A 25655-nucleotide genomic window follows, 5' to 3' on the forward strand; every position below is an offset into this window, starting at 1 on the left:
AAAAGACGGTTTTGCAGCAGGCGGATCAATGAGGGCTGAGCCTTAATCTCGAAGGGAATGGTCAACCGACCAAAACAACCATACGCAAAGAGGAGTTTGTCATGCGCAAGTTTCTGATGATCGCCCTGAACACCGTGGCCCTGATGTCCTTTGCCGCCCTTGCCTTCGCCGCCGATGGCAAGATGGACGCTGGCGCGCTTGGCCTGACCTGCCTCGCCGCCGCCATCGGCATGGCCATCGCCGCCGCCGGTTGCGGCCTCGGCCAGGGCATGGGCCTCAAGGCTGCCTGCGAAGGCACCGCGCGCAACCCCGAAGCGGGCGGCAAGATCATGGTTACCCTGATCCTGGGCCTGGCCTTCATCGAATCCCTCGCCATCTACGCCCTCGTGGTGAACCTGATCCTGCTCGTCGCCAACCCCTTCGTGGGCTAGTTCGCGAGCCTCGCTCCGACAGTACGGAAGGAGGCCGTTGCAAACGGCCTCCTTTTTCAGCATTATGGCGGTTCGCCGTACGACATCCGCCAAACGAGAGACCAATCAAGCCATGCAAACCCCCAAGAGCGAACACATTCCCCGCGCAACCATCCAGCGCCTTGCCGTATACGTGCAGGTGCTGGAAAACCTGCTGCGTGAAGGGACCGACGTCATCTCCTCCGAACCGTTGGCTAAGGCGTGCAACGTCAACGCATCGCAAATCCGCAAGGACCTTGCCTACTTCGGCGAGTTCGGCGTGCGTGGCGTGGGCTATTACGTCAAGAGCCTCATCGAATCCATCACCAGCGTTCTCGGAGTGAACCGTGAATGGAGCACCGTGCTTGTCGGGGTGGGCAACCTGGGCCGCGCGCTGCTGAACCACAAGGAATTCAAGCTGCGCGGCTTCCACATCGTGGGCGCCTTCGACTGCGACCCCTTCAAGATCGGCGAGGAAGTCTCCGGCCTTGAAGTGGTGTGCACCAAGCGGCTGAAGGAAAAGGTGGCCGACCTCGACGTGGAGATCGGCATCATCACCACCCCGCCGGAGCGCGCCCAGCGCGCCGCCAACCACCTTGTGGACGCGGGCATCAAGGGCATCCTCAACTTCGCGCCCGCGCGCATCACGGTGCCGGACGACGTGTTCGTGGAGTACGTGGACTTTTTCCACCACCTCTACGCGCTGTCGTTCAACATCACCTTCGACCGGGCCAACCGCTGATCCGCCAAGCTTCAATCACGCTCCGCAGCCGTTCACCGCTGCGCCATGGAACCCGCCTTCTGGCGGGTTCCGTAGTTGTGGCAGACACCAGCCAGGGAGAATGCCAGAGTGGCAGTGCTGGTGCGGACGGATGGGACTCGGCAAAGAAAACGGCGCCACAGCACGGAGATTCCTGCCTCCATGCCCCCCGCTTGTGGTCGTGCCCTGCCCGCGCTAGGGTACGACCATGCCGCCCGAAGGGTGTGCACTGGCGCGGTGCTCGATCCGCCAGCCTTGATGCCGCGCGCCAACCGTCCCGCCTCTCTCCAAAACACGGAGCGCCCATGGACACCCCCCATCGCCCATCCGCATCGGCCTGTCCCCCAACCGCAACGTCCACGTCGTCCACCCCCGGGTCCGTGTCCGGCAAACCCCGCGCCCATGCCCGCTGCTTCGCCCTGCTGACCGATTTCGGGCTGGACGACCCGTACGTGGGCCAGCTGAAAGGCGTACTGCACCGGCTGGCCCCCGCCGTGCCGGTCATCGACATTTCCCACGGGGTACCGCCCCACCGGGTGGAAACCGCCGCCTTCTTCCTTGCGGCCAGCCATCCGCACTTTCCTGCCGGGTCCATCTTCATCTGCGTGGTGGACCCCGGCGTGGGCACCCCGCGCGGCCTTGTCTCCATGGAAACCGGCGGACAGGTGATGCTGGCCCCGGACAACGGCCTGCTGCACCTGGCGGCGGAGGCCCGTCCCGACGCGGTGCTGCGCAAGCTGGACCCGGACCGCCTGCCCGACCCGCAAAGCGCCACCTTTCACGGGCGCGACGTGCTGGCCCCGCTGGCCGCGCGCCTGGCGGGCGGCGAATCCCTTGCCGCCTTCGGCGACCCGGTACTGCCCACGGATCTCGCCCGCCCCGCTTGGGCCGCACCCCGGCGCGAGTCCGACGGCGTGCATGCCGCCGTGCTGCACGCGGACCGCTTCGGCAACGTGGTGCTGAACCTCTCGCTGCGCGAATGGGACTGGCTGGCCGCCTGCCGTCTGCACCTGCCGGACGGCACCCTGATCGACATCGCCCGCGCCGCCACCTACGCGGGCATTCCCGCCGGGCGCACCGGGCTGGTGGCGGGCAGTCAGGGCTATCTGGAACTTGCGGCGGACAAGGCCTCCGCCGCCGAACGCCACTGGCTGCATCCGGGCACGGAAGTGCTGCTAGAGGATTGCCGGTGAAACTGGCCCCCCTGCTGGCCGCCCAATGGCGCGCCCTTGTCCTGTCCACGGGCTTCCTGACCCGGCTTGCTCCGGCCCGCGCCGCCACCGATGCGGAAATGGCCGCCGGTGTGGCCCATTACCCGCTGGTGGGCCTGCTGGCAGGGCTGGTATGCGCCGGGCCGTTCCTGCTGGGGCTGCTGGCCGGGCATCCCTGGGTGCAGGCCTTGGGGTATGCGGCCCTGCTGCTGTGGGCCACGCGTGGTCTGCACTGGGACGGATGGGCCGACCTGATGGACGCCTGGGGCAGTTCCGCCACCGGCGACCGGTTCTGGGACATCCTGAAGGACAGCCGCATCGGGGCCTTCGGGGTGCTGGGCCTCGTCTTTGGCGTGTCGGGGCAGGTGGTGCTGGCCCACGAGGTCATCACCATGGGCCGGGCCGGGGCGCTGGTGTGGGCTCCCGTGCTGGGGCGCGCCGCCTGCGTGGTGCTGGCGGCCTGCGTGCCGCCCGGCACCCGCTCTACCCTGGGTCGCCTGACATCCGCCGGGGCCACCCACATGGCCATGCTGTTCTGCGTCGGGGTGGCCGCCGCCACCGGCGTGGCCCTGGCCGGGCCGCCCGCCGTACTGGCCGCCGCCGTGCCATGTGCCTGCGCCGTGGCCTGGCTGGCTGCGCTGGCCCGACGCGAGGGCGGTCTTAACGGCGATTTTCTGGGGGCGTGCATCATTCTGGGCGAATTGTCCGCACTGCTGGGCACAATACTGGCGTAACCGGGCATCCTCGCGCCACGGCTCCCACGCCATCCAACACGTCCGACCAGATGCTTCAGGCGATCCGTTAGGCCCGGTATTTGCTAATCCGGGGTGGACCAGCCGCCGTACGACGACATTCCGACGCCGCGCCCCGGCCACGACCGAGAAAGGACCACGCATGCCCCCGTTCCGTTTCCGCCTGCAACAGGTTCTCGACTACCGGGAACAGTTGGAGGAGCAGGCCAAACTGGCCTTCGCCCGCGCCAAGGCCGCCCACGAGGCGCAGCAGCGCCAGGTGGAGGCGGTGCGCGCGGCCATTGCCGAAGCGGAACGGAAGCTGTACGAAGACGCGCGCCTCACGCGCGACGAACTCTGGCTGCAACGCAACTTCCTGCGCGGCCTGCGCGAAGACCTGACCCACGCCGAACTGCGCCTGCGCATGCTGGCCCAGATGATGGAACAGGCCCGCAGCGAACTGGTGAAAAAATCGCAGGAACGCAAACTGCTGGAAAAGCTCAAGGACAAACAGGCGGCCCGCCATGCGCACGACGAACTCCTCCGCGAACAGCGTACCTATGACGAAACCGCAACGCTTCGCTTCGAGCCTCCGTCTTTCTAGGCTCTGCCGCTGGCTGCTCACTGCCGCCGCCATCAAGGTGGCGCTGCTGGTGGCCTTTGCCCTGGAGCAGCCGTGGCCCTTCGCCACTGCCGATGCCCCGATCTCGGTATCCGACATGTCGGGCGCGTCGGGGGTCCCCGCCAGCATGCAGGCGGACGCTGCCGCGCGTACCGCACACGCCGGACGCAACGACGAATCCCAGCCTCTGGCGGCGGACATCGCCCGCGCCGTGGGCCTGACCGCTGCCGCCACGCCCGCCCCCGCTGGCAACGCCGCTGTCGGCGTCAATGACGCGCGGGGTCGCATGAACCGCGAGGGCGCCGCCTGGGCCGCCGAGGCGCAACCCGCCCCCGCCCAGACTCCTGCTCAGCCGGGCACCGCTCCCGCTGCCCCCGCCGCCCCGTCGTCCGCCCTGCCCGCGGCCGCCGGGCTGCCGGGGGCATCGTCCATGGGTTCGGGCAGCGCCGCCCCTGCCGCAGCACAGCCCGGCGCCCAAACCGGTCAGGCCACCCAGGCCGCGCTGGACGCCCTGAACCGCAAGCAGGACGATCTGAACCGCCGCGAGCAGGAACTGAAAAGTCTGGAACAGCAGGTGGACGCCAAGCTGGCCCAGATGCAGGACCTGGAGGCGCGCATCAAGACCATGCTCAAGGATGCGCAGGGCATGAAGGACGAAAAGCTGCGCCATCTGGTGGACGTGTATACCAACATGAAGGCCAAGCAGGCGGCGGCCGTGCTGGAAACCCTGGACGAGAAGATCGCCGTCAGGATTCTGGCGGGCATGCGCGGCAGACAGGCGGGCGAAATCCTGACCTACGTGCAGGCGGAAAAGGCCGCCAAGCTGTCCGAGGCGCTCACCCGCATGCAACTGCCCCTCGAATAGCGCATGGCCCGTCTCGCGCTTACCGTTTCCTACGTGGGCACCCGGCTGGCCGGGTGGCAGATCCAGGCCCGTACCGACCGCCCCCAGCCGCGCACGGTGCAGGGCGAACTGGAACGCATCGCCGAGCGCATCGTGGGCGCGCCGGTGCGGCTACACGGCGCGGGGCGTACCGATTCCGGCGTGCACGCGGAAGCGCAGGTGGCCCACATGGACGTGCCCGACCACCGGGCGGACCTGGACTGGCAGCGCGCCTTCAACGCCGGACTGCCCGACGACATTTCCGTGGCCGCAGTGGTCCGCGTGCCTGACGACTTCCACTCACGTTTCGACGCGCGCGGCAAGACCTACACCTACCGCCTGTGGCCCGAACGACGCTGGGCGCCGCCCCGGCTGGCCCCCTTCGCGTGGGCCACGGGGGCGCTGGATCTGGACGCCATGGACGCCGCCGCCGCGCACCTGCACGGCACGCACGACTTCGCCAGCTTTCAGAACACTGGCACCGACATCACCACCACCGTGCGCACCGTGACCAGGGTGGCACGCCGTTACGAGGGCGAAGCCCCGGTTCACCCCGCGCTGCCGGGGGCAATGCCCCTGTCGGACGCGGATGGCGACATGAACTGCATATCCGCAGGCCTGCGCGTCATCGCCTGGAACTTCGAGGCCGACGGCTTTCTCAAGCAGATGGTGCGCAACATGATGGGCCTGCTGGTGGCCGTGGGGCGCGGCAAGCTGCCCCCGGACGCCGTGCCCGCCATCCTGGCCGCCCGCGACCGCAAGGCGGCCCCCGCCACGGCCCCGGCGCAGGGGCTGACCCTGACCCGCGTGCATTATTAGGGGCTGTTCGCAGTCTTCCCCCACCGCCATCCCACACGACGCAAAACGGCGCACCCTTCCGGGCGCGCCGTTGTTCATTCCGCATGCCATATCGGACCGGGCGTCAGGTGTAGCGCGGCTCTTCTTCCTTGATGATCTGGAAGGCCTTGTTGGCCTTCACCGTGCCGGAAATGCCCCAGAACTTGGTCACCCCCTGCACGGTGCATTCCAGCAGGTCGTCGGTGTCGGTATCCAGCAGCAGCACGTCGCCCACCTGCAACCGCAACAGCTGGTTGCCGGTGATCTTGGACTCGCCGAAGTGAATCTTGAGGTTCACCGGGGTTTCCATCAGTCGCTCTTTCAGACGCGAAACCCAGGCGTGGTCCACTTCCAGCCGTTCGGTCTGGAAGCTGGCGTGCAGCTTGGAGCGGATGGGTTCGATGGTGGCGTACGGCAGGCAGATGACCATGGAGCCGATGGCCGTCTCCAGTTCCACCTCGAAGGTGATCACCACCACCACGTCGCTGGGCGGCACGATGGCCGCGAACTGGGGGTTGATCTCGGAGCGCACCAGTTCAAGGCTCACGTCGTGCACCGGACGCCACGATTCTTCCATGTTGTCCAGGGCGATCTTGATCACCCTGTCCACAATGGCCTGCTCGATGCGCGTGAATTCGCGGCCTTCGATCTTGGGCTGGCTGCCCGCGCCGCCGAAGAAATTTTCCACCAGGGCGAAGACCAGGCGCGAGTCCACCACGATGATGGCGTTGCCGCGCAGCGGTTCCATCTTGAAGATGTTGATGCTGGTGGGCACCGGCAGCGAACGCATGAAGTCGCCGAACTTGGTCATGTCGATGGAGATGGGGTTCAACTCCACCCGCTTGCGCACCGTGTTGGACAGCGCGTTGGTGCACAGCCGCGCAAACCGGTCATTGACGATTTCAAGAACCGGCATGCGACCGCGAATGATGCGGTCCTGGTTGGCGAGGTCGAACGGAACGATGCCCGAGTCGTCCTCGGGAATGTCGGTCTCGCTCTCTATCTCGCCGCCGGAAAGGCCGCGGAGCAGTGCATCGACCTCGTCCTGCGCCAGAATCTTGTTCATGGGGTGCGGGCTCCTCGCGCGTGAAATACTGAATGACCGGATAGTGGCAGCGACTGGGGGCGGGGTCAAGCGTCGCCCCGGCCAGAAGGCGCAACGGCACCGGAACGTGCCCCGCAACCAGGATAATCCTGCCGCCATCCGGCTTGATGCAAGATAAACGCCAAGCAAGGCACAACGGCCTGCACCGATACCAGATGCCCGACGGGCAAGAGGGAAGAAATGCCGCCCGGCGGGCCACCACGCTATTCGTCGGGCAGTTTGGGATAGCGAAGGCGCATGCGCTGCACCACGTCGGCCTTGACGTAGTCGAGCATGGTCACGATTTCGGAAAGCGGGTATTGCGCGCGGGTCTGCTCCCTGTAGCTGCGGGCCTTGGCCAGTTGCTCCGCGGTCAGCAACCGCTCGTGCAGCAACACGTCCAGAATGGAGCCGAACCGGCTTTCCTGCTGGCGCGCGTCGCGCTGCCTGCGGACCTCCACGGCCTCGCTGGCACGCTTGTCGGCCTCTGCCAGCCTGCGGCCCAGTTCGTACTCCACCACCTTGAGCTGCTGGATGTTCTCCTGCATCTTGCGCAGGTCCACGGACAACGCGCGCCGCCGGGCATGCAGTTGGCGCAGGCGTTCCTCGTGCGCGGCGCTGGAGCGCTGGTTGAAAACCAGCACCACCACCAGCAGCACAAAGCCGACCACCGCGCCAAGCACGATTTCCATGCGCCAACTCCTTTCGCCAAATCCGGGAATGATACTATAACCATACAGGACCATTGCTGAATGCGCAATGATTACCGAACTTGCGCCGCCCCTTACTTGCGCCGCCCCTTGATACGCCGGACGGCAGAGGGTCCTGCCGGGGCCGCGCCAAGACAGTGCCAAGGCCGCACCAGTCCCGCCCCAACTTCGCGCCTGTTCCACACCAATCCACGAAACACGAGCCATACGCGGATACCACCGAAACCGCAGGAACGCGGGCACTTGCCATATGCTGCGTCTTGGGGCAGTTGCAGGCAAGGAACCATCTTGGACGCCCTGGCAGGGAGCCGCATGTCCCCCCATTCTTCGTCAGAACAGCCGCCGCGCACCACCAAAAGCGCCACCGGACCGAGTACGCTGGCCACGCACCCTGCATCGGGCGCCGTGGCCGAGGTGACCCTGCCGGATGGACGCATCGTGCATCTGCCCCTGCCCGTGCAGGCGTCGTCCGTCGCAGGCCCGGCCAGCACCCTGGCCCAACTGGTGTGGCTGAGCGGCCAGGTGGACCCTCCCGCGCTGTGCTCCGGCCTTGGGCGCTGCGGTCGCTGCGCGGCGCGTTTCACGCGCGGCGCACCGGCACCCCACCCCGCCGACGAAGCCCATTTTTCTCCGCCAGAGCTGACCGACGGCTGGCGGCTGCTCTGCCGCCACGCCCCGACCGTGCCGGATCCATCGACACAACCATCGCCCCCTTCCCAGGAAATCGCCCCGGACGGAAACGCCGCCAGCACCGTGGGCGCGCGTTGCTGCATGGCCTTCACCCTGCCCGCCGGATCGGCCCCGCGCCGCTCGCGGGTGGCGGATGCGCCCCTGCCCGATGCATTCTGGCATGATGCGTCCCGGTCCGATGTGTCCGGGTCCGAACAATTCCCATCGACCGGAGCCACTCCGGCCCCGGCAACCGGTGCGCCCCTGCTGCTGGCCATCGACCTTGGCACCACCACCCTGCACTGGTCGGCCCTGACGCCGGATGGTCGCAGGGTGGCCCACGGCGCGGAACTGAACCCCCAGATGGGTGCGGGCAGCGAGGTCATGTCCCGCCTGGCCGTGGCCTCGTCACCGCAAGGGCTGGCCGCCCTGCATCGCCTTACCCTGGCCGCCGTGGCCCGCATTGCCGCCAGCCTGCCCGCCCCGGTACGCGCGTTGTGCGTGGCGGGCAACTCGGCCATGACCGCCATCCTGCTGGGGCGCGACGTGTCCGGCCTTGCCGCCGCCCCCTACCGCCTGGACTATGCGGGCGGCACCGTGGAAAGCCTGCCGGAACTGTCCGCCCTGGCTGGCGTTACCGACCTTGCCGACGTGGCCGACGCAACTGCCCCCGCCGTCGCGCCCGAGGTATGGATTCCCCCGCAGCCCGCACCCTTCGTGGGCGGTGACGTGGGGGCGGGCATGACGGCACTGCTGTACGGCGGACTCGCCGACATGACCGACCCTGCTCACGCAGCAACGTCCCTGTCGGCAGATGCCGAACCGGCGCACCCTGCCTTGCCCCGCTTTCCCTTCCTGCTGGCGGACCTGGGCACCAACGGAGAATTCGTGCTGGCCACCGGGCCGGACAGCGCGCTGGTGACCAGCGTGGCCCTTGGCCCCGCGCTGGAGGGCATCGGCCTGTCCTGCGGCGGGGTAGCCCAGCCGGGGGCCATTGTCGCCTTCACCCTCGGCCCCGCCGGGCTTGTGCCCACCGTGCTGCCGGAAGGCGACGACGCCCCCGTCGCTCCCACCCACCTGTGCGGCACGGGCTATCTTTCGCTGCTCCGGGTGCTGTTGCGCGCCGGACTGCTTGACGAAGACGGCCGCTTCGTGATGGAACCGCATTCCCCGCTGGCGCGCCGACTTGCCGCATCGCTGGTCGAAGTGCGCGGCGAACGACGCCTGCCCCTGCCAGGGGGCTTGCATCTTTCCGCGAGCGACGTAGAAGAGGTGTTGAAGGTGAAGGCCGCCTTCTCCCTGGCCTACGAGCGGCTGCTGACGGAAGCCGGCATGCCCGGAACGGCGCTGGACGCCGTGTACCTTGCCGGGGCGCTGGGCGAACATGCCCGCCCCGATGACCTCGAAACACTGGGATTTCTGCCCGCAGGGGTAGCCGGGCGCACGCGGGCCGTGGGCAACGCCTCGCTACGCGGGGCGGAACTGCTGCTGCTGCGGCCCGAACTGCGCGAGCGCATCAATGCATGGCGCACCGGCTGCCGGGTGGTGGACCTGACCACCGCCAGCGATTTTTCCGCCGCGTTCCTGCGCCACATGCGCTTTCGCTGACAGGACCACGGATCCGGCTCCACACGCGCCGCGACAGGCGGAGTGATCCGCAACGACACCAGTCGCCAACGTGCGGGCGGGATGCCGCAAGAGCCTCACAGACGCACCACGCAGGTGCACCAAGCCGCCCCGGTCCCCTGGTTCCCCGGTTTCACAAAACCACCAGGACCGCCAGCGGCCCCCGAACACCGGAAAGCCCGGTCGGCCACGTGCCCGCCCGCTTCCACCGATTCCGAGTACTCACGATCCGGGCGGCGCACTGCCGCAAACCGCCCGCACCAGCGCCCACGCTCCACGCCGGGCGCCACGACACCGGTCCCGCGCTCCGGCCCATGCTGCTGCCCATGGCATGGCATGACCGGCAGGCGCGCTGGCCGCGCCTCGCGCATCACCGCGCGGGGCAGCCCATGCATCGCCGGTTGCACCGGCACCCAACCAACGGACTTCGCATGCACCATCTTTTCGCCGCCCTGTCCCCGGAATACCGGCAGCGCCTGGAATCCCTTCCCACTGCGCTGGACACCGTGGCCCCGTTGCGCACCGCGCATCGCCGCGACCTGCCCATGGCCATCCGCGACCTGTCGCTGGTGCTCACCAGCGAGCGCGGGTCGCTCTCCGATCCCTACTGGGCGGCCCCTCGCCTGCTTTCCGCCTACCTGCGCTACTTCATGCCGTGGAACCTCGTGCGCCTTGGCCGCCTGCTGCCCTCGCTGGAACTGGTGGACCGCGAAGCCCTGCTGGAACGCCCGCTGATCCTCGACCTGGGCAGCGGCCCGCTGACCCTGCCGCTGGCCCTGTGGCTGGCCCGCCCCGACCTGCGCACCCTGCCGCTGACCTTCCTGTGCGCGGACATCGCCCCTCACCCGCTGGAAGTGGGCCGCGAACTGCTGCAGGTCATCGCGGGCGAGGAATCACCCTGGGCGCTGCGCACCCTGCGTGCCCCCATGGAATCGGCCCTGAAGGAGGCGCGCGGCGACGCGGCGCTGATCCTGGCGGGCAACGTGCTGAACGAACTGAAGCCCCGCCGCGACGAACCGCTGGAATTCCGCATGGAGGAACTGGCCGAGATGGCCGGGTCCGCACTGGCCCACGGGGGCCGCATCCTGGTCATCGAGCCGGGCACCCGCCTGGGTGCGCGCTACGTCACCCTGTTCCGCCGCGCAGCCATGGAGGTGGGGCTTGCCCCGCTGGCCCCCTGCCCCCACCACGACGAATGCCCCCTGCTGGAACAGGGCGGCGCGGGCGGCTGGTGCCACTTCACCTTCCCCATCCAGGGCGCGCCCACATGGCTGGAAGAACTGAGCCGCCGGGCCAAGCTGGAAAAGGGCACGGCCAGCCTGTCTTTCGTGCTGCTGGGTGAGGCGGACAAGGTGACCGCGCCGCGCAACACCATCCGCATCATTTCCGACGCCTTCCCGCTGCCCGGTCGCCGCGAACCCGTGCGCTACGCCTGCTCCGAACGGGGGCTGGCCCTGCTGCACGACGCGCGGCACGTGCATTCCGGCACGGCTATCGACATTACCTGGCCGGAAGTGGAACACCGCGACCGCAAGTCGGGCGCTCTGGAACTGGAATGGACCCCGCCCAGCCGGGACGGCAAGGCGACGGGCGCAGCCGGTACCGCAAGCGCTGCGGGCAAGACACCCAGAGGCAAGGCCGATCCGGGTGACCGGGGTGGAAAACCCATGCGCGGCAAGGCTGCCGGGCGTGGGACACAAATACTCGACGAGGGGGACGACACGCAGCCAGCCTTCCTGATGGAAGGCGCGCCGCAGTGGGATGCGCCCGTTGCCGCCGGAGCCGGGACCGAAGGCGAAGATGTCGACGGGCCTGATGCCCATGACGCATATGACGGGCACGACCCGTCCGAGCCCAACGGCAACCGCGCCGATGGACCTGACCACGGCGCGACCTACGGTCAGATGTTCGCCAACCAGCCCCACGGGGGCAGGGCCGCGCAACGGCGCGGCATGCCCCGTTTCGGCGCACGACGTGGGCGCATCCTTGACGACGGATTCGGCGAACCGTTCAGCGGCGGTGCTGCGGGCGACAGCGGCACGGGCTATGGTGCCCGCCGCCGGGGTGGACTGCCCGATGATTTCGGCAACCGCGCGGAACCGGGTGGACGCCGCAACGGGCGAACCGATCGCACGGGGCGTGACGGGGGCACCGGCATGCGCAAGACCGGACGAGGCGCCGGGCAACCCGACGGGCAGCGTGCTGACCGGAGAGAACGTCACCCCGACGGGCAGCGTGCTGACCGGAGACAGAGTCACCCTGACGGGCAACAGGGCAACCAGCGCGGCCAGTGGGCCAACCGCCGCCTCCGGCGCGACGAGCAGGCCAACGCCGGGCAAGGGCAGCATGGCCCCAACCCAACGGCCCAGCGCGCCCAGAATGCGTGGGACGACGCAGGCGATGGGACGCCATCCGCGCGGCAGGAACAGCATCAGGGCCGGGGGCAACGGCCAGCGCTCGGCGACCGCGACGGCCAGCAGCGCATCCAGGGCCGTTCGCAGCGCCCCTTCGGCAATGCCCGCCGCCAGAGGCCCGACGGCCCGCAGGAAGGACGACGCGAAGGCCGGGACGACAATGCCCGACAGCCGCGCCCCCAGCGGCAGGACGGCCATCAGGAACGCGGGCAGGAACGCCGCCCGAATCGGGTGGACCGCATGGAGCGGGGAGAACGGAACGAACGGGGCGGTGAACGCCACGACCGTTCCCAGCGCCACCCCGGTGCCCGTTCCGAGACCCCGCGCGACCGCAGGCCGGACCATCGGCAGGAGCGCCCCGCCGATGCCCGCCCCAATACCCGTCCGGATGCTCGGCCCGATGCACGGCCCGACGCCCCGCGCGATTTCGGAGGTCAGCAACGCCCCGACGAGGGCCGCAAGGGCAAGCCGCGCCGCCACTTCGACCGCGAAGGCAGGCCCGGCGGCCAGCAGGGCCGCGATGGCCGCGCGCCTCGCCGCCCTGATGAGCGTCGGCCAGATGAGCGTCGGCCAGATGAGCGTCGGCCTGATGAGCGTCGTCCGGAAGGGCGCGGCCCCGCACCCCGGCGCGACGACGGGCAGCAGCGTCCGCAGCAGGGGCGTCCGGGCAACCGGCCCGAACGCACGGGGCGTGGAGAACACGGTGAGCGCGGCGGCGACCAGCGCAACGCGCCCCGCAACGATCGTCGCCCTGGCGGGCAGGTCGAACAGCGCACGGACCGGCGGCCAGATCGTCCCGAACGTCCGGAACAGCGTCGGGATGACCGGCGGGACGATCGCCGAGACAACAGGCCGGACAACGCGGATCAGCATCACGCCCGGCGGCGCAAGCCCCGGCGCGACGACTAGCAGACGCGGGCAGACGCGCACGGATGCGTAAAGACGCGCACGGACGCGTAAGGACGCGCTCGGGGAACACCTCTCCGCAACCGCTTCCGCAACGCCGTTGCATTTACGCCACAGGCACGTCGCAAACTTCAAGGCCGGGGACGCCACCGCCCCCGGCCCTTCGCAACCGGAACACCACGCGCATGAACATCATCGACCTGGGCCTCATCCGCTACGCAGAGGCCGACGCCCTGCAACGGGCACGGCTGGAGGAAGTGGCGGCGGGGGCGGAAGAAACCCTGTACCTGCTGGAGCACCACCCGGTGATCACCCTTGGCCGCAACGGCGGGGGCGAAAACCTGCACGTGGGCCGCGAATGGCTGGCCGCGCAGTCCATAGACCTTGTGCAGTCCTCGCGCGGGGGCAACATCACCTGCCATTTCCCCGGCCAGCTGGTGGCCTACCCGGTGTTCCGGGTGGCCAAACGGCCCGGCGGCCTGCGCCAGATGTTCCACGATCTGGAAGAGGTGGTCATCACCACGCTGGCCCACTTCGGGCTGACCGCTGCCCGCTGGGAAGGCCGCCCCGGCGTATGGATCGAAAACCGCAAGATCTGCTCCATCGGCATGGCCGTGCGCCGCTGGACCTCGTACCACGGGTTCGCCCTGAACGTGGCCCGCGACCTGTCCCTTTTCGAAATGATCACCCTGTGCGGCCTGCCCGACGCGCAAGCCACGTCGCTGCACCGCGAACTGGGCGGCGATTCCCCATCCATGCAGGAGGTAAAGGATGTCTGTACCCGGCAATTCCGCGCCATCTTTGCGGATTCCGCCGTGGCTGCGGGTCAAGCTGCCCTGTAGCCACACCTACGGAGACACCCGTTCGCTGGTGGACGACCTGCGCCTGAACACCGTGTGTCAGAGCGCCAAGTGCCCGAACATGTTCGAGTGCTTCTCTTCGGGGACGGCCACGTTCCTCATCCTGGGCAACGTGTGCACGCGCAACTGCGCCTTCTGCAACATCACCCCCGGCCAGGCAGCGCCGCCCGACCCGGACGAACCCCGCCGCGTGGCCGAAGGCGCCGCGCGACTGGGCCTTTCGCACGTGGTGGTCACCTCCGTTACCCGCGACGACCTGCCAGACGGCGGCTCCGCCCACTTCGCGTCCACGGTGCGCGCCCTGCGCGCCGCCCTGCCCGCCGCGCAGAACGGCCAGCCCGCCACCATAGAGGTGCTGATACCCGACTTTCGCGGCAGCCGGGCCGCGCTGGGCGCCGTGCTGGACGCCGCGCCGGACATCATCAACCACAACGTGGAAACCCCTCCCGCGCACTACCCGCGCATCCGCCCGCAGGCCGACTACGCCCAGAGCCTGGAACTGCTGGCCCGCGTGCGCGCCGCCGGGGCCATTGCCAAAAGCGGGCTGATGGTGGGCCTGGGTGAAACCGACGACGAGGTGCGCGCCACCCTGGCCGACCTTGCCGCCACGGGCTGCCACATCGCCACCATCGGCCAGTACATGCGCCCCAGCCGCAACCACCCGCCCGTCGAACGCTACGTGCACCCCGATGTCTTCGAAAGCTACGCCGCCCACGGCCACGCCCTCGGCATCCCCCACGTGTTCTCCGCCCCCCTCGTGCGCAGTAGCTACAACGCCCGCGCCGCCTACGACGCCTTGCAGCAGTTGAGGAAAACCCCAACCCCGGCATGATTGTCCGTCCAGTTGTGCATGACACGACGCCCCGGCTTCTTCCATAGCCGGAGCGTTTTTCATTCAGGTATCAGCAGGCCCCTCACACAATTGCCTGCGCCGGGCAATACCGCATCACAAAAAGCCGTTCACCCCAATATAATATCACGGACAGACCGCGCAAAAAAATACATTCTTCCTGAGTAGTTCACTCCGCAAGGTCACAACCATGCCCATCACCATACGTCGGACATTACGCATATACACTACAATTCTCGTAGCCCTGCCGTTGTGTGTTTCGGCAGCGGTCTTCTATTTCTTCATGCGCGAAAACAGCATCCACGACGCGTACGAACGCATGACATGGGAAACAACAACCCTGAGCAATTCTTTGGAAATGTGGTCAAATGACCGTATAGGCGACATCGAGCACGTTGCCCTTTCCGCATCGCTCACGAAAAACGAGACCGATGGCATAGCATGGATTTTAAAGTCGTTCGTCAATTCGCACCGGGACTTTACGAGTATCGTGCTCATTGACAGCATGGGGAACATCACCCTCGGCAGCGAACCGGATATGCACGCATACATCGGAGACCGAAATTACTTCATCCGCGCCATGAAGGGTACCCCAACCATTTCTCAAGTATTGCAAAGCCGACTGACCGGAAAACCCATCCTCGTCATCGCGCATCCTGTCAGGGATGTTCAGGAACGCATTTATGGCGTTGTGGCCGGAGTGGTCAACATTGATACCCTGTTCCGCATGTTCGCCATCTCGGACAAGCGCAATCCGTGGTCACCGTTTCTGCTGGCTGCAGACAGTCGCACCCTTTTGCAGGACATGGGCAAGGGCCAGCCGTTTGCAGTGCCGCAAGATGCCGGAGGCGGCAGTTCTCCGCCCATCTACACAAACAACAATGGCGTTCTGGTCGTTGGCTCCAGCCAGTTGCTCAAGAACGACCAATGGCTTCTGGTACGCGAAAAGCCCATGGCAGAAATACTTGGCGGCATGCACCAGATACTGTTGACCCTTGCCGCCGCGTCGCTGACCTCTCTGTTGATCCTGAGGCCGCTCCTGATGCGTCTTTCCGCCTCCATCACAAGGCCCGTGCAAGCCATATCGGAAATGTCCACCCATATGCTGACTGGTGAGCACAACCAGACCTGCCCGGCTATCGATACCCGGCAGACGCCAGAGGAACTCGCCACACTTTATGGCAACTTTTGCCAGATGGCGGACAGGATATCCAGCTACGTGCACGAATTGGAGGTATATACGTCCACCGACGCCCTGACGGGCCTCGGCAACCGACGCAGCCTGGATGAAGAGGGCACCCGGATTGTCGAATCGTGCAGTCGGGCGAACAGCGAGTGCGCCTGCCTTGTGCTGGACATTGATCACTTCAAGAAGATCAATGACACTTACGGGCACCAGACGGGCGATATTGCGCTGCGCAACATAGCAGAGACAATCAGGAAAAATGCCAGAAAGGCAGATTTCACAGCGAGAATGGGGGGCGAGGAATTCGCCATCATATCGGCCAACACCACGCTGGAACAGGCCCTGGTGCTGGCCGAACGCGTGCGGGCAGACGTAGAGCGCGCGGTAGTGACGCATAAAGGCAACAGCTTTTCCATGACCATCAGCATCGGTGTTGCTCCTCTGTCTGACGGATGCGCCTTCGGCACCACCCTGCTTGAGAACATGATCGGCAAGGCCGACTGTGCTCTGTATAAGGCCAAGGCCAACGGCAGGAATCGCGTGGAAACATGGCAGGATGCCGATGCGGACACCGCCGCGGCATGCAACCGCCACGCGTAGCCAAGGCCACACCCCTTCCTACACCATCTCCACCAGCAGGCTGTCTCGCTCAACGCCAAGGGGACGCACAGCCACCAGATCGCCGGGGCCTTGATGCTGCCCGCCCTGTGCCGCCTGCGCAGCCAGCCGTCGCCCGCCGGTGAACCGGCACTCGGCGTAAAACTCGCACACGCCCTTCACGCCACGCGCACCCTCCGGGGCCACCAGCAGGCGCGGTTCATCCAGCAGGCGCTGCAGGAACGTGGCCTTCTTCGCCGCCACCGCGCCGCGCAGCTCCGCCGCCCGGCGCTTCTTCACCTCTTGCGGCAGTTGCCCCTCCATCACCGCCGCCGGGGTGCCCGGCCTGCGCGAATACGGAAACACGTGCGCATAGGTCAGCGGCAACGCCCTCACGAAATCCAGCGTCTCGCCAAACTCCGCGTCCGTCTCGCCGGGAAAGCCGGTCAGGATGTCCGCGCCAAGGCCGAACAGCGGCCACACCTCGGCCAACTCGCGCACGAAATCCAGCAGCGGCGCGGGCCGATAATGCCCCCGCCCCATGCGGCGCAACACGCCGGGGCTGCCGCTCTGCAACGAAAGGTGCAGTTGCGGGGCCACCAGACGGCTTTCGGCCAGCACGTCCAGCGCGCGCTCGCCAAGCTGGCCAGGCTCAAGCGAACTGATGCGCAGCCGCGCCCGCCCCGCCCACTGCGGGGCAAGCTCGCGCTCCAGAAAGGCCAGCAGCTCCCAGAAGTCCGGCCCGCCGCCGGGCAGGTCGCGCCCGTACTGGCGCAGGTTCACGCCGGAGACGATGAGTTCGCGAAACCCCGCATCCAGCAGGCGGCGCGCCTCCGCCAGCGCCTCGCGCGGGTCGCGGCTGCGTGCCGCGCCGCGCGCCAGCGGCACGATGCAGTAGGTGCAGCGGTGCGAACAGCCGTCCTGCACCTTGAGCACCGGGCGTGACCGGGTGAATCCGTCGATGCGGAAGGCCGGGAACGCGGCGGCGTCAACGGAAAGGTCGTCGCCCCCGTCGCTGCTGCCCCCCCCGCTGACCTCATGCGCCCCCGCCGCGCCTCGTCCCGGGTCGTAGCGCAACAGCGAGACCTTGGCCTGTTGCCCCACCACGTCGGCCACGCCGGGCAGCGCGGCAATATCGTCGCGCAGAACCTGCGCCGCGCAACCGGTAACCACGATGCGCCCCTGCGGCGCGGCCCGGTGCATGCGGGCCACGGCCTGCCGCACGTCGGCCACGGCGCGCGCGGTGACAGCGCACGAGTTGATCAGCAGCACGTCGGCATCGGCGGGGTCGGCGGCCTCGCGCCAACCACGCGCCAGCCATGCCTCGCGCACGGCCTCCGTCTCGTACTGGTTGATCTTGCAGCCCAGCGTCAGCGCGAAAAAGGCGTGCCCGCTCATGGGCGCTTCCCGTTCAGGCCACGCGGAATCCCCATTCCCCCCATCGGCACGCTACTGCCCCCCGCCGACGGGCAAACCGGCCCCGCTCGGCAGGCCAGCCCCGCCGGGCAGAATGGACATGCCCAGCATGCGGGCCACCAACCCGTCCGGGGTGGTCAGGTTGGGCAGTTCGGTGCCGGGCCGCAACGAGGTGACCACGGCGCGGCCCAGGATGAACCGGCCCTCCTGCCCGCGCTCGCCGTCCTCGCCGATGTTGCTGAACACGCGCAAGCCCCAGAGGTTGTGGAACATCACCGGGTGGCCGTCGTATTCGCCAAGGTACAGGGTAATGTGCCCCTTGAGCCAGAGCAGGGTCAGGAAGGGCACGCCCTGTGCGCGGATGATGGCTTCCTTGCCGTCGGGCGAGGCGCTGCCGAAATCCACGAACCGCCCGGCCCTGGCCTGCGACGCAGAGTTGCGCGGCAACCAGATGCCGAAGGGGGCGAACAGGTCGCGCAGGGTGGCCGAGCAGTCGCGGTCCTCGTACATGCCGCCCCAGCCGTAGGGCTGGCCCATCATGCGGTTGCCGATTTCGGCCATGCGCGCGGCGGAGATGACCAGCGGCTTCATGGCGGCGTACCCGGCGGGCAGGGTGGTTTGCCCCAGCACCGCGCGGCCATCGGCATCGCGCAGGGGCACCAGCACGGTAAGCCCGCCCGGCGATTCCACGGCCACGGGGAATACCGCGCCGATGTGCGCGATGGCGATGAACGTCTGGTTCGGGCTGGTCAGGGCCACGTCGTCGCGCAGCACGGCGGCATAGCGGCCATTCTGGTACAGGGCGCGGAAGGTGGGGTCGGCCAGGGCCACGTGCTCTGCGGGCACCCAGCCGGAGGCGAAGCCGGTTTCGCAGTACAGCCAGGCCCGGTCCAGCGACACGTGCGAGACGAACACCGGGGTGCCGGTCCACACGGCGGACCGCTGCAAATCGTCAAACGGGTAGCCCTGCCCGGCCTTGTCGGGATTGGCGAACGAGGGGCGCAGGGTGGGCAGTTCGCGCAGGGCGGTATTGCGCACGATGATGCCGCGCTCTGCCAGGGCCGGAAAGGATGCGGCGTCGCAGTTGGCCACCAGCGCGGCAAAACGGCTGGCGTCCCACGGCAGCAGGTTTTCGGCGTGGCCGCGCGTGCGTCCGTCCTTGGTCAGGTAGGGCGCGGTGCGGGCCACCTCGGCAATGGTGACCCCGGTGCGGGTCTGCAACCACGGGGCAAAGAAGCGGGTGTTCCAGCGCTCGTCCTGGGCGGCTTGCGTGGCGGCATCCAGCAGCGGGCTGTCACCGCCCGCGCGGGCGGCGTACACGGAAAGATCCTGCGGATGGCGTTCCAGTTCGGTGAAGCGCGGCGGCACGACCTCGCGCGGTCCGCGCCCGGCGCACCCGGACAGAAACAGCGCGGCCAGCATCAGCACGACCAACGCGGTAACAAAGGAACGCGCTGTACCGGACGATTGGCGGCGGGCATTCGCGGTGGACACTTTCTGCGACATCATCATTCTCCCTGTTCCGAACGGGCTTCCGGGATTTCTCCCCTTCTTCCATCCCGCACGGCGTGACGTGACCATGTTCCCACAGCCTCTGCCCTCACGCCCTACACCACAATTGAAAAGTTTGAAGGAGGGGATAGGGGTTCGGGGGAAGGGGAGGAAAATTTTCAAATTTTCCTCCCCTTCCCCCGATTCTTTTCTCTCCCATCCAAAATTCTTCCCGTCCCCTTCCGTCCTTACCCCACCCCCACACCCAACGCCAACCGCCGGGCAAGGCGGGTGTGGCGCTTGTGCATGCGGTTGTTCTTGACGGCCATGGCCAGGGCGCGCGGCTCGCCCACCAGCACCACCAAGCGCTTGCCGCGGGTGACGCCGGTGTAGATGAGGTTGCGTTGCAGCAGCATGTAGTGCTGGGTCAGCACGGGGATGACCACGGCGGGGTATTCGGACCCCTGCGACTTGTGCACGGAGATGGCGTAGGCGGGGACGATCTCGTCCAGTTCTTCCCAGGCGTAGGGCACGTTGCGCTCGTCAAAGCGCACGGTAAGCTGACGCTCCTTGGGGTCCACCAGGCAGATACGCCCGATGTCTCCGTTGAAGACGTCCTTGTCGTAGTTGTTGCGGATCTGCATCACCTTGTCGTCCAGACGGTACTGACGCTCGCCGCGCTGCACGCACAGGGTCTGGCCGTTCAGGGCCTGTTGCAGGCGCACGTTCAGGTTGCCCGCGCCCACCGCGCCCTTGTGCATGGGGGTCAGCACCTGGATGTCGTTGACGGGATGCAGGCCGAAGCGGCGCGGGATGTGGTCGCGCACCAGTTCCACAATCATCTCCACGGCCTTTTCGGGGTCGTCCTGCCGGATGAAATAGAAGTCGGACAACCGGTCGCGCGAGGATTCCAGCGGGGGCACCTCGCCGTGGTTGATGCGGTGGGCGTTGCAGATGATCTCGCTTTCGGCGGCCTGCCGGAACACCTCCACCAGTTCCACCACCGGCACCACGCCGGAGGCAATGACGTCACGCAGGACGTTGCCCGGCCCCACCGAGGGCAACTGGTGCACGTCGCCCACGAAGAGCAGCGTGGCGCCCAGCGGCACGGCCTTCAACAGGTGGTACATGAGCATGGTGTCCATCATGGACGCCTCGTCCACCACCAGCAGGCCGCAGGCAAGGGGGTTGTCCTCGTTGCGGGCGAAGCCGTCTTCCTTGGGGCTGTATTCCAGCAGGCGGTGGATGGTCTTGGATTCGCGCCCGCTGGTCTCGGACATGCGCTTGGCGGCGCGGCCCGTGGGCGCGGCCAGCAGGATCTTGGCGCGCGTTTCGGCAAAGACCTTGATGATGGCGTTGATGATGGTGGTCTTGCCGGTACCGGGGCCGCCGGTAAGCACCATGACCTTGGAACGGGTGGCGGTGCGCACGGCCTCCAGTTGCTCCGGCGCGAGGGTGATGGACAGCTTGGCCAGCACCTCGGTGATGACCGCCTCCGGGTCTTCGAAATGCACGGCTTTCGGCGAGCGCAGCACCCGTTGCAGGTAGTAGGCGATCTTGGTTTCGTAATGATGGTAGCGGGAAAGGAACACCCCGAGCTCGCCGTCCATTTCCTCGATGACAATGCGCTCCTCAATCTCCAGGGTGCGCAGGGCGTCTTCCACGAGGTCGGCGCGGATGTCCAGTTGGTCCGAGGTGTGGGTGATCAGCGCGTCGTGCGGCACATAGACGTGGCCGTCGTCGTTCAGGCGTTGCAGGGTGTACAGGGTGCCCGCCTCTGCCCGCAGTTCGCTGTCGCGCGAAAAACCCAGCTTTTCCGCCACGGTGTCGGCGGTATGAAAGCCGATGCCGTGGATGTCCATGGCCAGGCGGTAGGGATTCTCGCGGACTACGGAAAGCGCCTGCTGCCCGTAATGGCGGTAGATGCGCACGGCGTAGGCGGTGCTGACCCCGTGCGGCTGCAGGAACATGATCAGGTCGCGGATGCCCTGATGGTCGGACCAGCCCGCCTTGATGCGTTCCAGCGTCTTGCCGCCCACCCCGCTGACCCGCAGCAGCTTGTCCGGTTCCTCGTCCAGCACGCGGAAGGTGTCCTCGCCGAAGGCATCGACGATGCGCGCGGCCATGGATTCGCCCACGCCCTTGATGAGGCCGGAGCCGAGATAGTGGCGAATGCCCTCCACGGATGCGGGCAGCAGGTTCTCGTAGTTCTCCATGGAAAACTGCCGCCCGAAGCGCGGGTTGTTCACCCAGCGGCCCACCAGCTTCAGCGATGCCCCCGGCTGCGGCGAGACCATGTGCCCCACCACGCTGATCATGTCGCCCTTGGGCAGCGGGCGCAGGCGCAGCACGGTGTAGCCGTTTTCCTCGTTGTGGAAGATGACGCGGTCGAGCACGCCGGAAAGCTGTTCCGGGGCGTCCTGCGCCTCTTGCATGGCGGCCAGCATGGGCGCGACCTTGCCGGATGCGGCGGGGGCGGCTGGCTGGGGACCGGATGCCGCGCCAGCCTGCGGCCCCGTCGGGGTCTGCCGGGCGGCGGAACGGGAAAATCGGGAGGAACGCGGGTTGCGCGGGTCGTGCTGCATGAGATGTCCGGTTGGGGGGGCGAAAAGGGCGGGCCGGATGCGCAAGGATGCGCCGGAATGCCATGCCTTGGGTGGCACGCGCCGGTACGGCATGCGTTCGGGTGGCACCCGTTCGGGCAGATGCGGGGTGCGGCGCGAGCCGCCATGGCCCATATCGGCGGCAGTCGCAGGATGCCGACAGTTCTGCAACAGCCCCTAGCCGCTCATGCCGTACCCGTCAAGGATGGTGCGGCAGTCGGGCCGTCCGGCGGGGCGAAGCCGCATGGCCGACGACTCCGCGCGCCGGACACACGGCACGCACGGGACGTACGCCCCCTCTGCCGCCGCTTTACATGGTCTTTCAGCCTGCCTGCCGCGAAATCTAATTGTATCCCAAAAAAATGAATGCCAAAACGGGTATAGCGGGACAAACCCCGCATGCGTCCATGAGTCTGAGTGCCTGGGCGACGGCGCGTCGCCCTCGGGCACGCAGCCAGACATTCGGCCCAAACATGCGCCCATGCATGGGGCAGGTCCACCCGCCTTCGGCAGGACAGGCCGGATACGGACATGTTCCGCTCCTGCCGCATACGCGGATAAAACACGCCATACCGGGGGAATAGCATGCGCATCATACGTCTGCCTGTCCGCGTGCCGCTGGCACTGCCGACGCTGCTGGCCTCACTGACCCTGGTCCTCGTCCTTGGTGCATCCGTCACATGGGCGGAAGCGCCCGCCGCCAACTTCCGCTCGGTGTCCGGCACGGTCAGCGTGGAACGCGCGGGCGCAAGCTCGGTTCCCGCGCCGGGTGATCCGCTGCTGGTGGGCGACATCCTGCGCACCGGTCCGGACGGCAAGGCCGGAGTCAGCTTTCAGGACGGCTCACGCATCGCCGTGGGGCCGGGATCGGAACTGACGGTGCAGTCCTACCGCTTCGTGCCGCTGGAAAAGGACTACGACTTCGACGTGTACATGCAGCGCGGCGAGGCGGCCTATTCTTCCGGCCGGCTGGCCAAGCTGGCGCCCGATGCCGTCAGGTTCCGCACGCCGCAGGCCGCCGTGGGCGTGCGCGGCACCCGCTTTCTCATCCACGCCGAATAGGGGGGCACCATGCGTACGCTGTTATCCATCCTTTTGCTGTGTCTCGCGCTGGGGGCCTGCGCGCCCAAGACCACGGTAGTGCTGATGCCGGACGACGACGGCAGCGTGGGTCGGGTGGTGGTGAAGGCGGGCGGGGCCGAACAACCCCTGGCCGCCGCCAACGAATCCACCCAGGTGACCGACAAGCCCGCCCCGCCCACAGTGATGCCGCACCAGGAAATTGTCCGCATCTTTGGCAGCACGCTGGCCGCCATGCCGGAATCGCCCAAGAGCTTTCTGCTGTACTTCCCCACCGGCTCCACCGCGCCGGACCCCGCCTCGCTGCCGGCGCTGGACGAGGCCGCCGCCGACATCACCCGCCGCGCCGTAAGCAACGTTTCGGTCATCGGGCACAGCGACAGCGCGGGCGACCCCGCCGCCAACCAGAAGCTGTCCATGGCCCGGGCAGACGCCGTGCGCCGCATGCTGGAAGCGCGCGGAGTGCCCGGTGACGCCATGGCGCTTTCCGGCCACGGGGCCAACGACCCGCTGGTGCCCACCGCACCCGGCGTGGCCGAGGCCAGGAACAGGCGGGTGGAAATCCTGGTCCGCTAGAGTTTTCGGACACGGTATCTCATGTCCACGCCCGTCAAACCCGCATCCCGCCCGGCTGCCATTTCGCGCCAGCGGCTGGTGGCCGCCGTCACCGTGGCCGGGCTGCTGCTGGCAGTGCTGTTCTGCCTGGCAGAGCCAGAACTGGTGCAGCTTGCGGACAACCGCATCCTGGACGGGCTGACCCGCCGCATGGTGCACGACGCCGCGCCAGCGCACCCGGACAGGGTGGTCATCGTGGACATCGACGAGGAAAGCCTGGCCGTGGCGGGGCAGTGGCCGTGGCCGCGCTATCTCACCGGCGGCATCGTGCGTCGGGTGTCTGCCGCCCGGCCCATGGGGGTGGGAGTGGACGTCCTGTTCTCCGAACCGGACCGCACCTCCATCGCCACCATCCGCAACGCCTTTCGGCGCGACTTCGGGCTGGACATCGCCATCACCGGCGTGCCGCGCGGCATGGAGGACAACGACGCCTACTTCGGCAGCGTGCTTGCCGGGGCGGAAGCCGTGGGCGCGGTGATGCACCTGTTCGACCTTGTCACCCCGGACCCCGAAAACCTGCCGCGTCCCGTACACGTGACCGGAGAAACCACCGCCATCGACCCGGCGGAGGCCACCGGCATCCTGTGCAACACCGGCCCCATTCAGGCCGGGCTGGCCGCGTCCGGGTTCATCAACGTGGAAAAGGACGAGGATGGCAGCATTCGCCGCGTGCCCCTGCTGCACCGTTTTCAGGGGCAGTACTACCCCAGCCTGGCGCTTGCCCTGTTCATGCAGGCGCGCGATCTGCGCGAGGTACGCGTGGAAACGGACGCGCTGGGGCCGCTGCTGGTGGTGGGCACGGCGCGCATGCCGGTGGACCGGGCGGCGCGCATGCGGCTGCGCTTTTCCGGCGGCGCGCGGGCGCACCGTTTCGTCCCGGCGGCGGAGGTGCTGCGCGGCACGCACGACCCGGCCCTGTTCGAAGGCCGCATGGTCATCGTGGGGTCCAGCGCGGCACGGCTCAACGACCTGCACCACACCCCGGTATCGGCCAACTACCCCGGCACCGAAGTGCACGCCGTGGCCCTGGACAATCTGTTCGACGGCAACCCCCTGCGCGAGCCGGAACATGCGGCGGCATACCGGTTCGCTCCGTCGGCGCTGGTCATCCTGCTGGCCGGGCTGCTGTTCCTGCGGGCCGGGCCGTTGCAGGCGGGGGTCGCCACGCTGGCCGCTGCCCTGGTCATGCCTGCCACAGGATACGCGCTGTTCGCGTGGCGGGGCATTGCCCTGCCCATGGCCGCCCCGGTGCTGGCCGCGCTGGTGCAAGGGGCGCTGCTGTCCCTCGCGCTGTACGCGCGGGAGCGGCGCATGGCCTACGTGCGGCTGCGCCAACTGAACCACGCCCGGCAGATGACCCTGGAATCCATGACCGCCGTGGCCGAAAGCCGCGACGAGATCAGCGGCGCGCACATCAAGCGCACCCAGCACTACGTGCGGGCGCTGGCCGAAGCCCTGCGGGATATGGGCGGCAAGGAGACCTACCCCCAGCTGACCGAAGACTACATTGAACTGCTGTTCCACTCCGCGCCGCTGCACGACGTGGGCAAGGTGGCCGTGCCCGACAGCGTGCTGTTCAAGCCTGCCAAGCTCACCGAGGAGGAATACGCGGTAATCCGCCAGCACGTGCGCCACGGCCGGAACATCATCGCCAACGCCGCGCAGGGCATGGAGGACGACGCCTTCCTGCACCTGGCTGCAGAAATAGCCTGGAGCCACCACGAAAAATGGGACGGTTCCGGCTACATGGAAGGCCTTGCGGGCGAGGCCATTCCCCTTTCCGGCCGCCTGATGGCCCTGGCCGACGTGTACGACGCCCTGATCTGCGCCCGGCAGTACAAGCCCGCCTTCCCCCACGCCAGGGTGCGCGAGATGATCCTGCAAGGCCGGGGCACCCACTTCGACCCCGCCGTGGTGGACGCCTTCCTGCTGGCCGAAGAAGAATTCAAGCGCATCGCCACCACTTACCGCGACACCGAGCCCAGGCCCGTGTCCGTGCCGGGGCTGTCCGGCGCCGAGATGCTGCCGGGCGACCCCAGGCAGTGAGCTGCAAGA

Annotated in this window: 20 protein-coding genes; 15 read left to right on the forward strand and 5 right to left on the reverse strand. The window is 67.8% G+C overall.

Annotated features, from left to right (window positions below; genetic code table 11):
• The first annotated feature begins 101 nt into the window (after window positions 1-101).
• The 7 genes from DESTE_RS07275 (at window position 102) to DESTE_RS07305 (ending at window position 5475) form a co-directional block, all read left to right on the forward strand.
• On the forward strand, window positions 102-431 hold the full coding sequence (locus DESTE_RS07275) for an ATP synthase F0 subunit C (RefSeq protein ID WP_007523853.1): 330 nt from the start codon (window positions 102-104) through the stop codon (window positions 429-431).
• A 64-nt stretch (window positions 432-495) separates the two neighbouring features.
• Window positions 496-1191 carry a redox-sensing transcriptional repressor Rex gene (locus tag DESTE_RS07280; protein WP_084559548.1) on the forward strand — a complete coding sequence of 232 codons (696 nt, stop codon included), beginning with the start codon at window positions 496-498 and terminating at the stop codon, window positions 1189-1191.
• 323 nt (window positions 1192-1514) lie between these two features.
• Window positions 1515-2402 carry an SAM hydrolase/SAM-dependent halogenase family protein gene (locus DESTE_RS07285; RefSeq protein WP_051384361.1) on the forward strand — a complete coding sequence of 296 codons (888 nt, stop codon included), beginning with the start codon at window positions 1515-1517 and terminating at the stop codon, window positions 2400-2402.
• Window positions 2399-3154: an adenosylcobinamide-GDP ribazoletransferase gene (locus tag DESTE_RS07290; RefSeq protein WP_084559396.1), complete on the forward strand. Its 756-nt coding sequence runs from the start codon at window positions 2399-2401 to the stop codon at window positions 3152-3154. Before DESTE_RS07285 ends, DESTE_RS07290 begins: the two co-directional genes overlap by 4 nt.
• 160 nt (window positions 3155-3314) lie before the next feature.
• Window positions 3315-3755: a flagellar export protein FliJ gene (gene fliJ / locus DESTE_RS07295; RefSeq protein WP_035066486.1), complete on the forward strand. Its 441-nt coding sequence runs from the start codon at window positions 3315-3317 to the stop codon at window positions 3753-3755.
• Window positions 3712-4638, forward strand: coding sequence for a MotE family protein (locus DESTE_RS07300; RefSeq protein ID WP_035066489.1), 927 nt, complete (start codon window positions 3712-3714; stop codon window positions 4636-4638). The genes fliJ and DESTE_RS07300 overlap by 44 nt, the downstream gene beginning before the upstream one ends.
• 3 nt (window positions 4639-4641) lie before the next feature.
• Window positions 4642-5475: a tRNA pseudouridine synthase A gene (locus DESTE_RS07305; protein ID WP_035066490.1), complete on the forward strand. Its 834-nt coding sequence runs from the start codon at window positions 4642-4644 to the stop codon at window positions 5473-5475.
• A 103-nt stretch (window positions 5476-5578) separates the two neighbouring features.
• On the opposite strand, the gene fliM is transcribed toward DESTE_RS07305, so the two are convergent.
• Window positions 5579-6559: a flagellar motor switch protein FliM gene (gene fliM / locus DESTE_RS07310; RefSeq protein WP_035066492.1), complete on the reverse strand. Its 981-nt coding sequence runs from the start codon at window positions 6557-6559 to the stop codon at window positions 5579-5581.
• A 242-nt stretch (window positions 6560-6801) separates the two neighbouring features.
• Window positions 6802-7269 carry a hypothetical protein gene (locus tag DESTE_RS07315; RefSeq protein WP_035066494.1) on the reverse strand — a complete coding sequence of 156 codons (468 nt, stop codon included), beginning with the start codon at window positions 7267-7269 and terminating at the stop codon, window positions 6802-6804.
• Between the two features lie 330 nt (window positions 7270-7599).
• On the opposite strand from DESTE_RS07315, the gene DESTE_RS07320 reads away from it, so the two are divergent.
• The 5 genes from DESTE_RS07320 (at window position 7600) to DESTE_RS07340 (ending at window position 16398) form a co-directional block, all read left to right on the forward strand.
• Window positions 7600-9564 (forward strand): ASKHA domain-containing protein, encoded by a 1965-nt coding sequence (locus tag DESTE_RS07320; protein WP_051384362.1) that lies wholly within the window; start codon window positions 7600-7602, stop codon window positions 9562-9564.
• Between the two features lie 449 nt (window positions 9565-10013).
• Window positions 10014-12905, forward strand: a complete 2892-nt coding sequence (locus DESTE_RS07325; protein ID WP_035066496.1) for a small ribosomal subunit Rsm22 family protein — start codon at window positions 10014-10016, stop codon at window positions 12903-12905.
• Window positions 12906-13087: 182 nt separating this feature from the next.
• Entirely contained in the window at window positions 13088-13744 is a 657-nt protein-coding gene (gene lipB / locus DESTE_RS07330) for a lipoyl(octanoyl) transferase LipB (RefSeq protein WP_035066498.1), read from the forward strand.
• The gene (gene lipA, locus DESTE_RS07335; protein ID WP_035066500.1) at window positions 13674-14594 is read left to right on the forward strand and encodes a lipoyl synthase; all 921 of its coding nucleotides are present in this window, start codon (window positions 13674-13676) and stop codon (window positions 14592-14594) included. The genes lipB and lipA overlap by 71 nt, the downstream gene beginning before the upstream one ends.
• A gap of 208 nt (window positions 14595-14802) precedes the next feature.
• Entirely contained in the window at window positions 14803-16398 is a 1596-nt protein-coding gene (locus DESTE_RS07340) for a sensor domain-containing diguanylate cyclase (RefSeq protein WP_051384363.1), read from the forward strand.
• Between the two features lie 18 nt (window positions 16399-16416).
• On the opposite strand, the gene DESTE_RS07345 is transcribed toward DESTE_RS07340, so the two are convergent.
• The 3 genes from DESTE_RS07345 to recD2 form a co-directional block, all read right to left on the reverse strand.
• Window positions 16417-17793 (reverse strand): MiaB/RimO family radical SAM methylthiotransferase, encoded by a 1377-nt coding sequence (locus tag DESTE_RS07345; protein WP_035066502.1) that lies wholly within the window; start codon window positions 17791-17793, stop codon window positions 16417-16419.
• A gap of 51 nt (window positions 17794-17844) precedes the next feature.
• Window positions 17845-19317, reverse strand: a complete 1473-nt coding sequence (locus DESTE_RS07350; RefSeq protein WP_245590768.1) for an NlpC/P60 family N-terminal domain-containing protein — start codon at window positions 19315-19317, stop codon at window positions 17845-17847.
• A 233-nt stretch (window positions 19318-19550) separates the two neighbouring features.
• The gene (gene recD2, locus DESTE_RS07355) at window positions 19551-21737 is read right to left on the reverse strand and encodes an SF1B family DNA helicase RecD2 (RefSeq protein ID WP_035069933.1); all 2187 of its coding nucleotides are present in this window, start codon (window positions 21735-21737) and stop codon (window positions 19551-19553) included.
• A gap of 753 nt (window positions 21738-22490) precedes the next feature.
• On the opposite strand from recD2, the gene DESTE_RS07360 reads away from it, so the two are divergent.
• Genes DESTE_RS07360 through DESTE_RS07370 form a run of 3 tightly spaced genes read left to right on the forward strand, consistent with a single transcriptional unit; the run spans window position 22491 to window position 25646 of the window.
• A complete protein-coding gene (locus DESTE_RS07360) occupies window positions 22491-22967 on the forward strand; it encodes a FecR family protein (protein ID WP_051384365.1) in 477 nt (158 codons plus the stop codon).
• Between the two features lie 9 nt (window positions 22968-22976).
• Window positions 22977-23561 carry an OmpA family protein gene (locus DESTE_RS07365; protein ID WP_035066504.1) on the forward strand — a complete coding sequence of 195 codons (585 nt, stop codon included), beginning with the start codon at window positions 22977-22979 and terminating at the stop codon, window positions 23559-23561.
• A 21-nt stretch (window positions 23562-23582) separates the two neighbouring features.
• Complete coding sequence (locus DESTE_RS07370) at window positions 23583-25646, forward strand: CHASE2 domain-containing protein (RefSeq protein WP_035066506.1); 2064 nt, start codon at window positions 23583-23585, stop codon at window positions 25644-25646.
• Window positions 25647-25655: the final 9 nt, after the last annotated feature.

The sequence above is a fragment of the Nitratidesulfovibrio termitidis HI1 genome (genome assembly GCF_000504305.1).
Classification (GTDB): Bacteria; Desulfobacterota; Desulfovibrionia; order Desulfovibrionales; family Desulfovibrionaceae; genus Cupidesulfovibrio; species Cupidesulfovibrio termitidis.

What these genes read in the sequence shown, in the direction of transcription:
- DESTE_RS07275 (WP_007523853.1), top strand. Translation starts at nt 102, where the DNA reads ATGCGCAAGTTTCTGATGATCGCCCTGAACACCGTGGCCCTGATGTCC.
- DESTE_RS07280 (WP_084559548.1), top strand. Translation starts at nt 496, where the DNA reads ATGGCGGTTCGCCGTACGACATCCGCCAAACGAGAGACCAATCAAGCC.
- DESTE_RS07285 (WP_051384361.1), top strand. Translation starts at nt 1,515, where the DNA reads ATGGACACCCCCCATCGCCCATCCGCATCGGCCTGTCCCCCAACCGCA.
- fliJ (WP_035066486.1), top strand. Translation starts at nt 3,315, where the DNA reads ATGCCCCCGTTCCGTTTCCGCCTGCAACAGGTTCTCGACTACCGGGAA.
- DESTE_RS07300 (WP_035066489.1), top strand. Translation starts at nt 3,712, where the DNA reads ATGACGAAACCGCAACGCTTCGCTTCGAGCCTCCGTCTTTCTAGGCTC.
- DESTE_RS07305 (WP_035066490.1), top strand. Translation starts at nt 4,642, where the DNA reads ATGGCCCGTCTCGCGCTTACCGTTTCCTACGTGGGCACCCGGCTGGCC.
- fliM (WP_035066492.1), bottom strand. Translation starts at nt 6,559, where the DNA reads ATGAACAAGATTCTGGCGCAGGACGAGGTCGATGCACTGCTCCGCGGC.
- DESTE_RS07315 (WP_035066494.1), bottom strand. Translation starts at nt 7,269, where the DNA reads ATGGAAATCGTGCTTGGCGCGGTGGTCGGCTTTGTGCTGCTGGTGGTG.
- DESTE_RS07320 (WP_051384362.1), top strand. Translation starts at nt 7,600, where the DNA reads ATGTCCCCCCATTCTTCGTCAGAACAGCCGCCGCGCACCACCAAAAGC.
- DESTE_RS07325 (WP_035066496.1), top strand. Translation starts at nt 10,014, where the DNA reads ATGCACCATCTTTTCGCCGCCCTGTCCCCGGAATACCGGCAGCGCCTG.
- lipB (WP_035066498.1), top strand. Translation starts at nt 13,088, where the DNA reads ATGAACATCATCGACCTGGGCCTCATCCGCTACGCAGAGGCCGACGCC.
- lipA (WP_035066500.1), top strand. Translation starts at nt 13,674, where the DNA reads ATGTCTGTACCCGGCAATTCCGCGCCATCTTTGCGGATTCCGCCGTGG.
- DESTE_RS07340 (WP_051384363.1), top strand. Translation starts at nt 14,803, where the DNA reads ATGCCCATCACCATACGTCGGACATTACGCATATACACTACAATTCTC.
- DESTE_RS07345 (WP_035066502.1), bottom strand. Translation starts at nt 17,793, where the DNA reads ATGAGCGGGCACGCCTTTTTCGCGCTGACGCTGGGCTGCAAGATCAAC.
- DESTE_RS07350 (WP_245590768.1), bottom strand. Translation starts at nt 19,317, where the DNA reads ATGTCGCAGAAAGTGTCCACCGCGAATGCCCGCCGCCAATCGTCCGGT.
- recD2 (WP_035069933.1), bottom strand. Translation starts at nt 21,737, where the DNA reads ATGCAAGAGGCGCAGGACGCCCCGGAACAGCTTTCCGGCGTGCTCGAC.
- DESTE_RS07360 (WP_051384365.1), top strand. Translation starts at nt 22,491, where the DNA reads ATGCGCATCATACGTCTGCCTGTCCGCGTGCCGCTGGCACTGCCGACG.
- DESTE_RS07365 (WP_035066504.1), top strand. Translation starts at nt 22,977, where the DNA reads ATGCGTACGCTGTTATCCATCCTTTTGCTGTGTCTCGCGCTGGGGGCC.
- DESTE_RS07370 (WP_035066506.1), top strand. Translation starts at nt 23,583, where the DNA reads ATGTCCACGCCCGTCAAACCCGCATCCCGCCCGGCTGCCATTTCGCGC.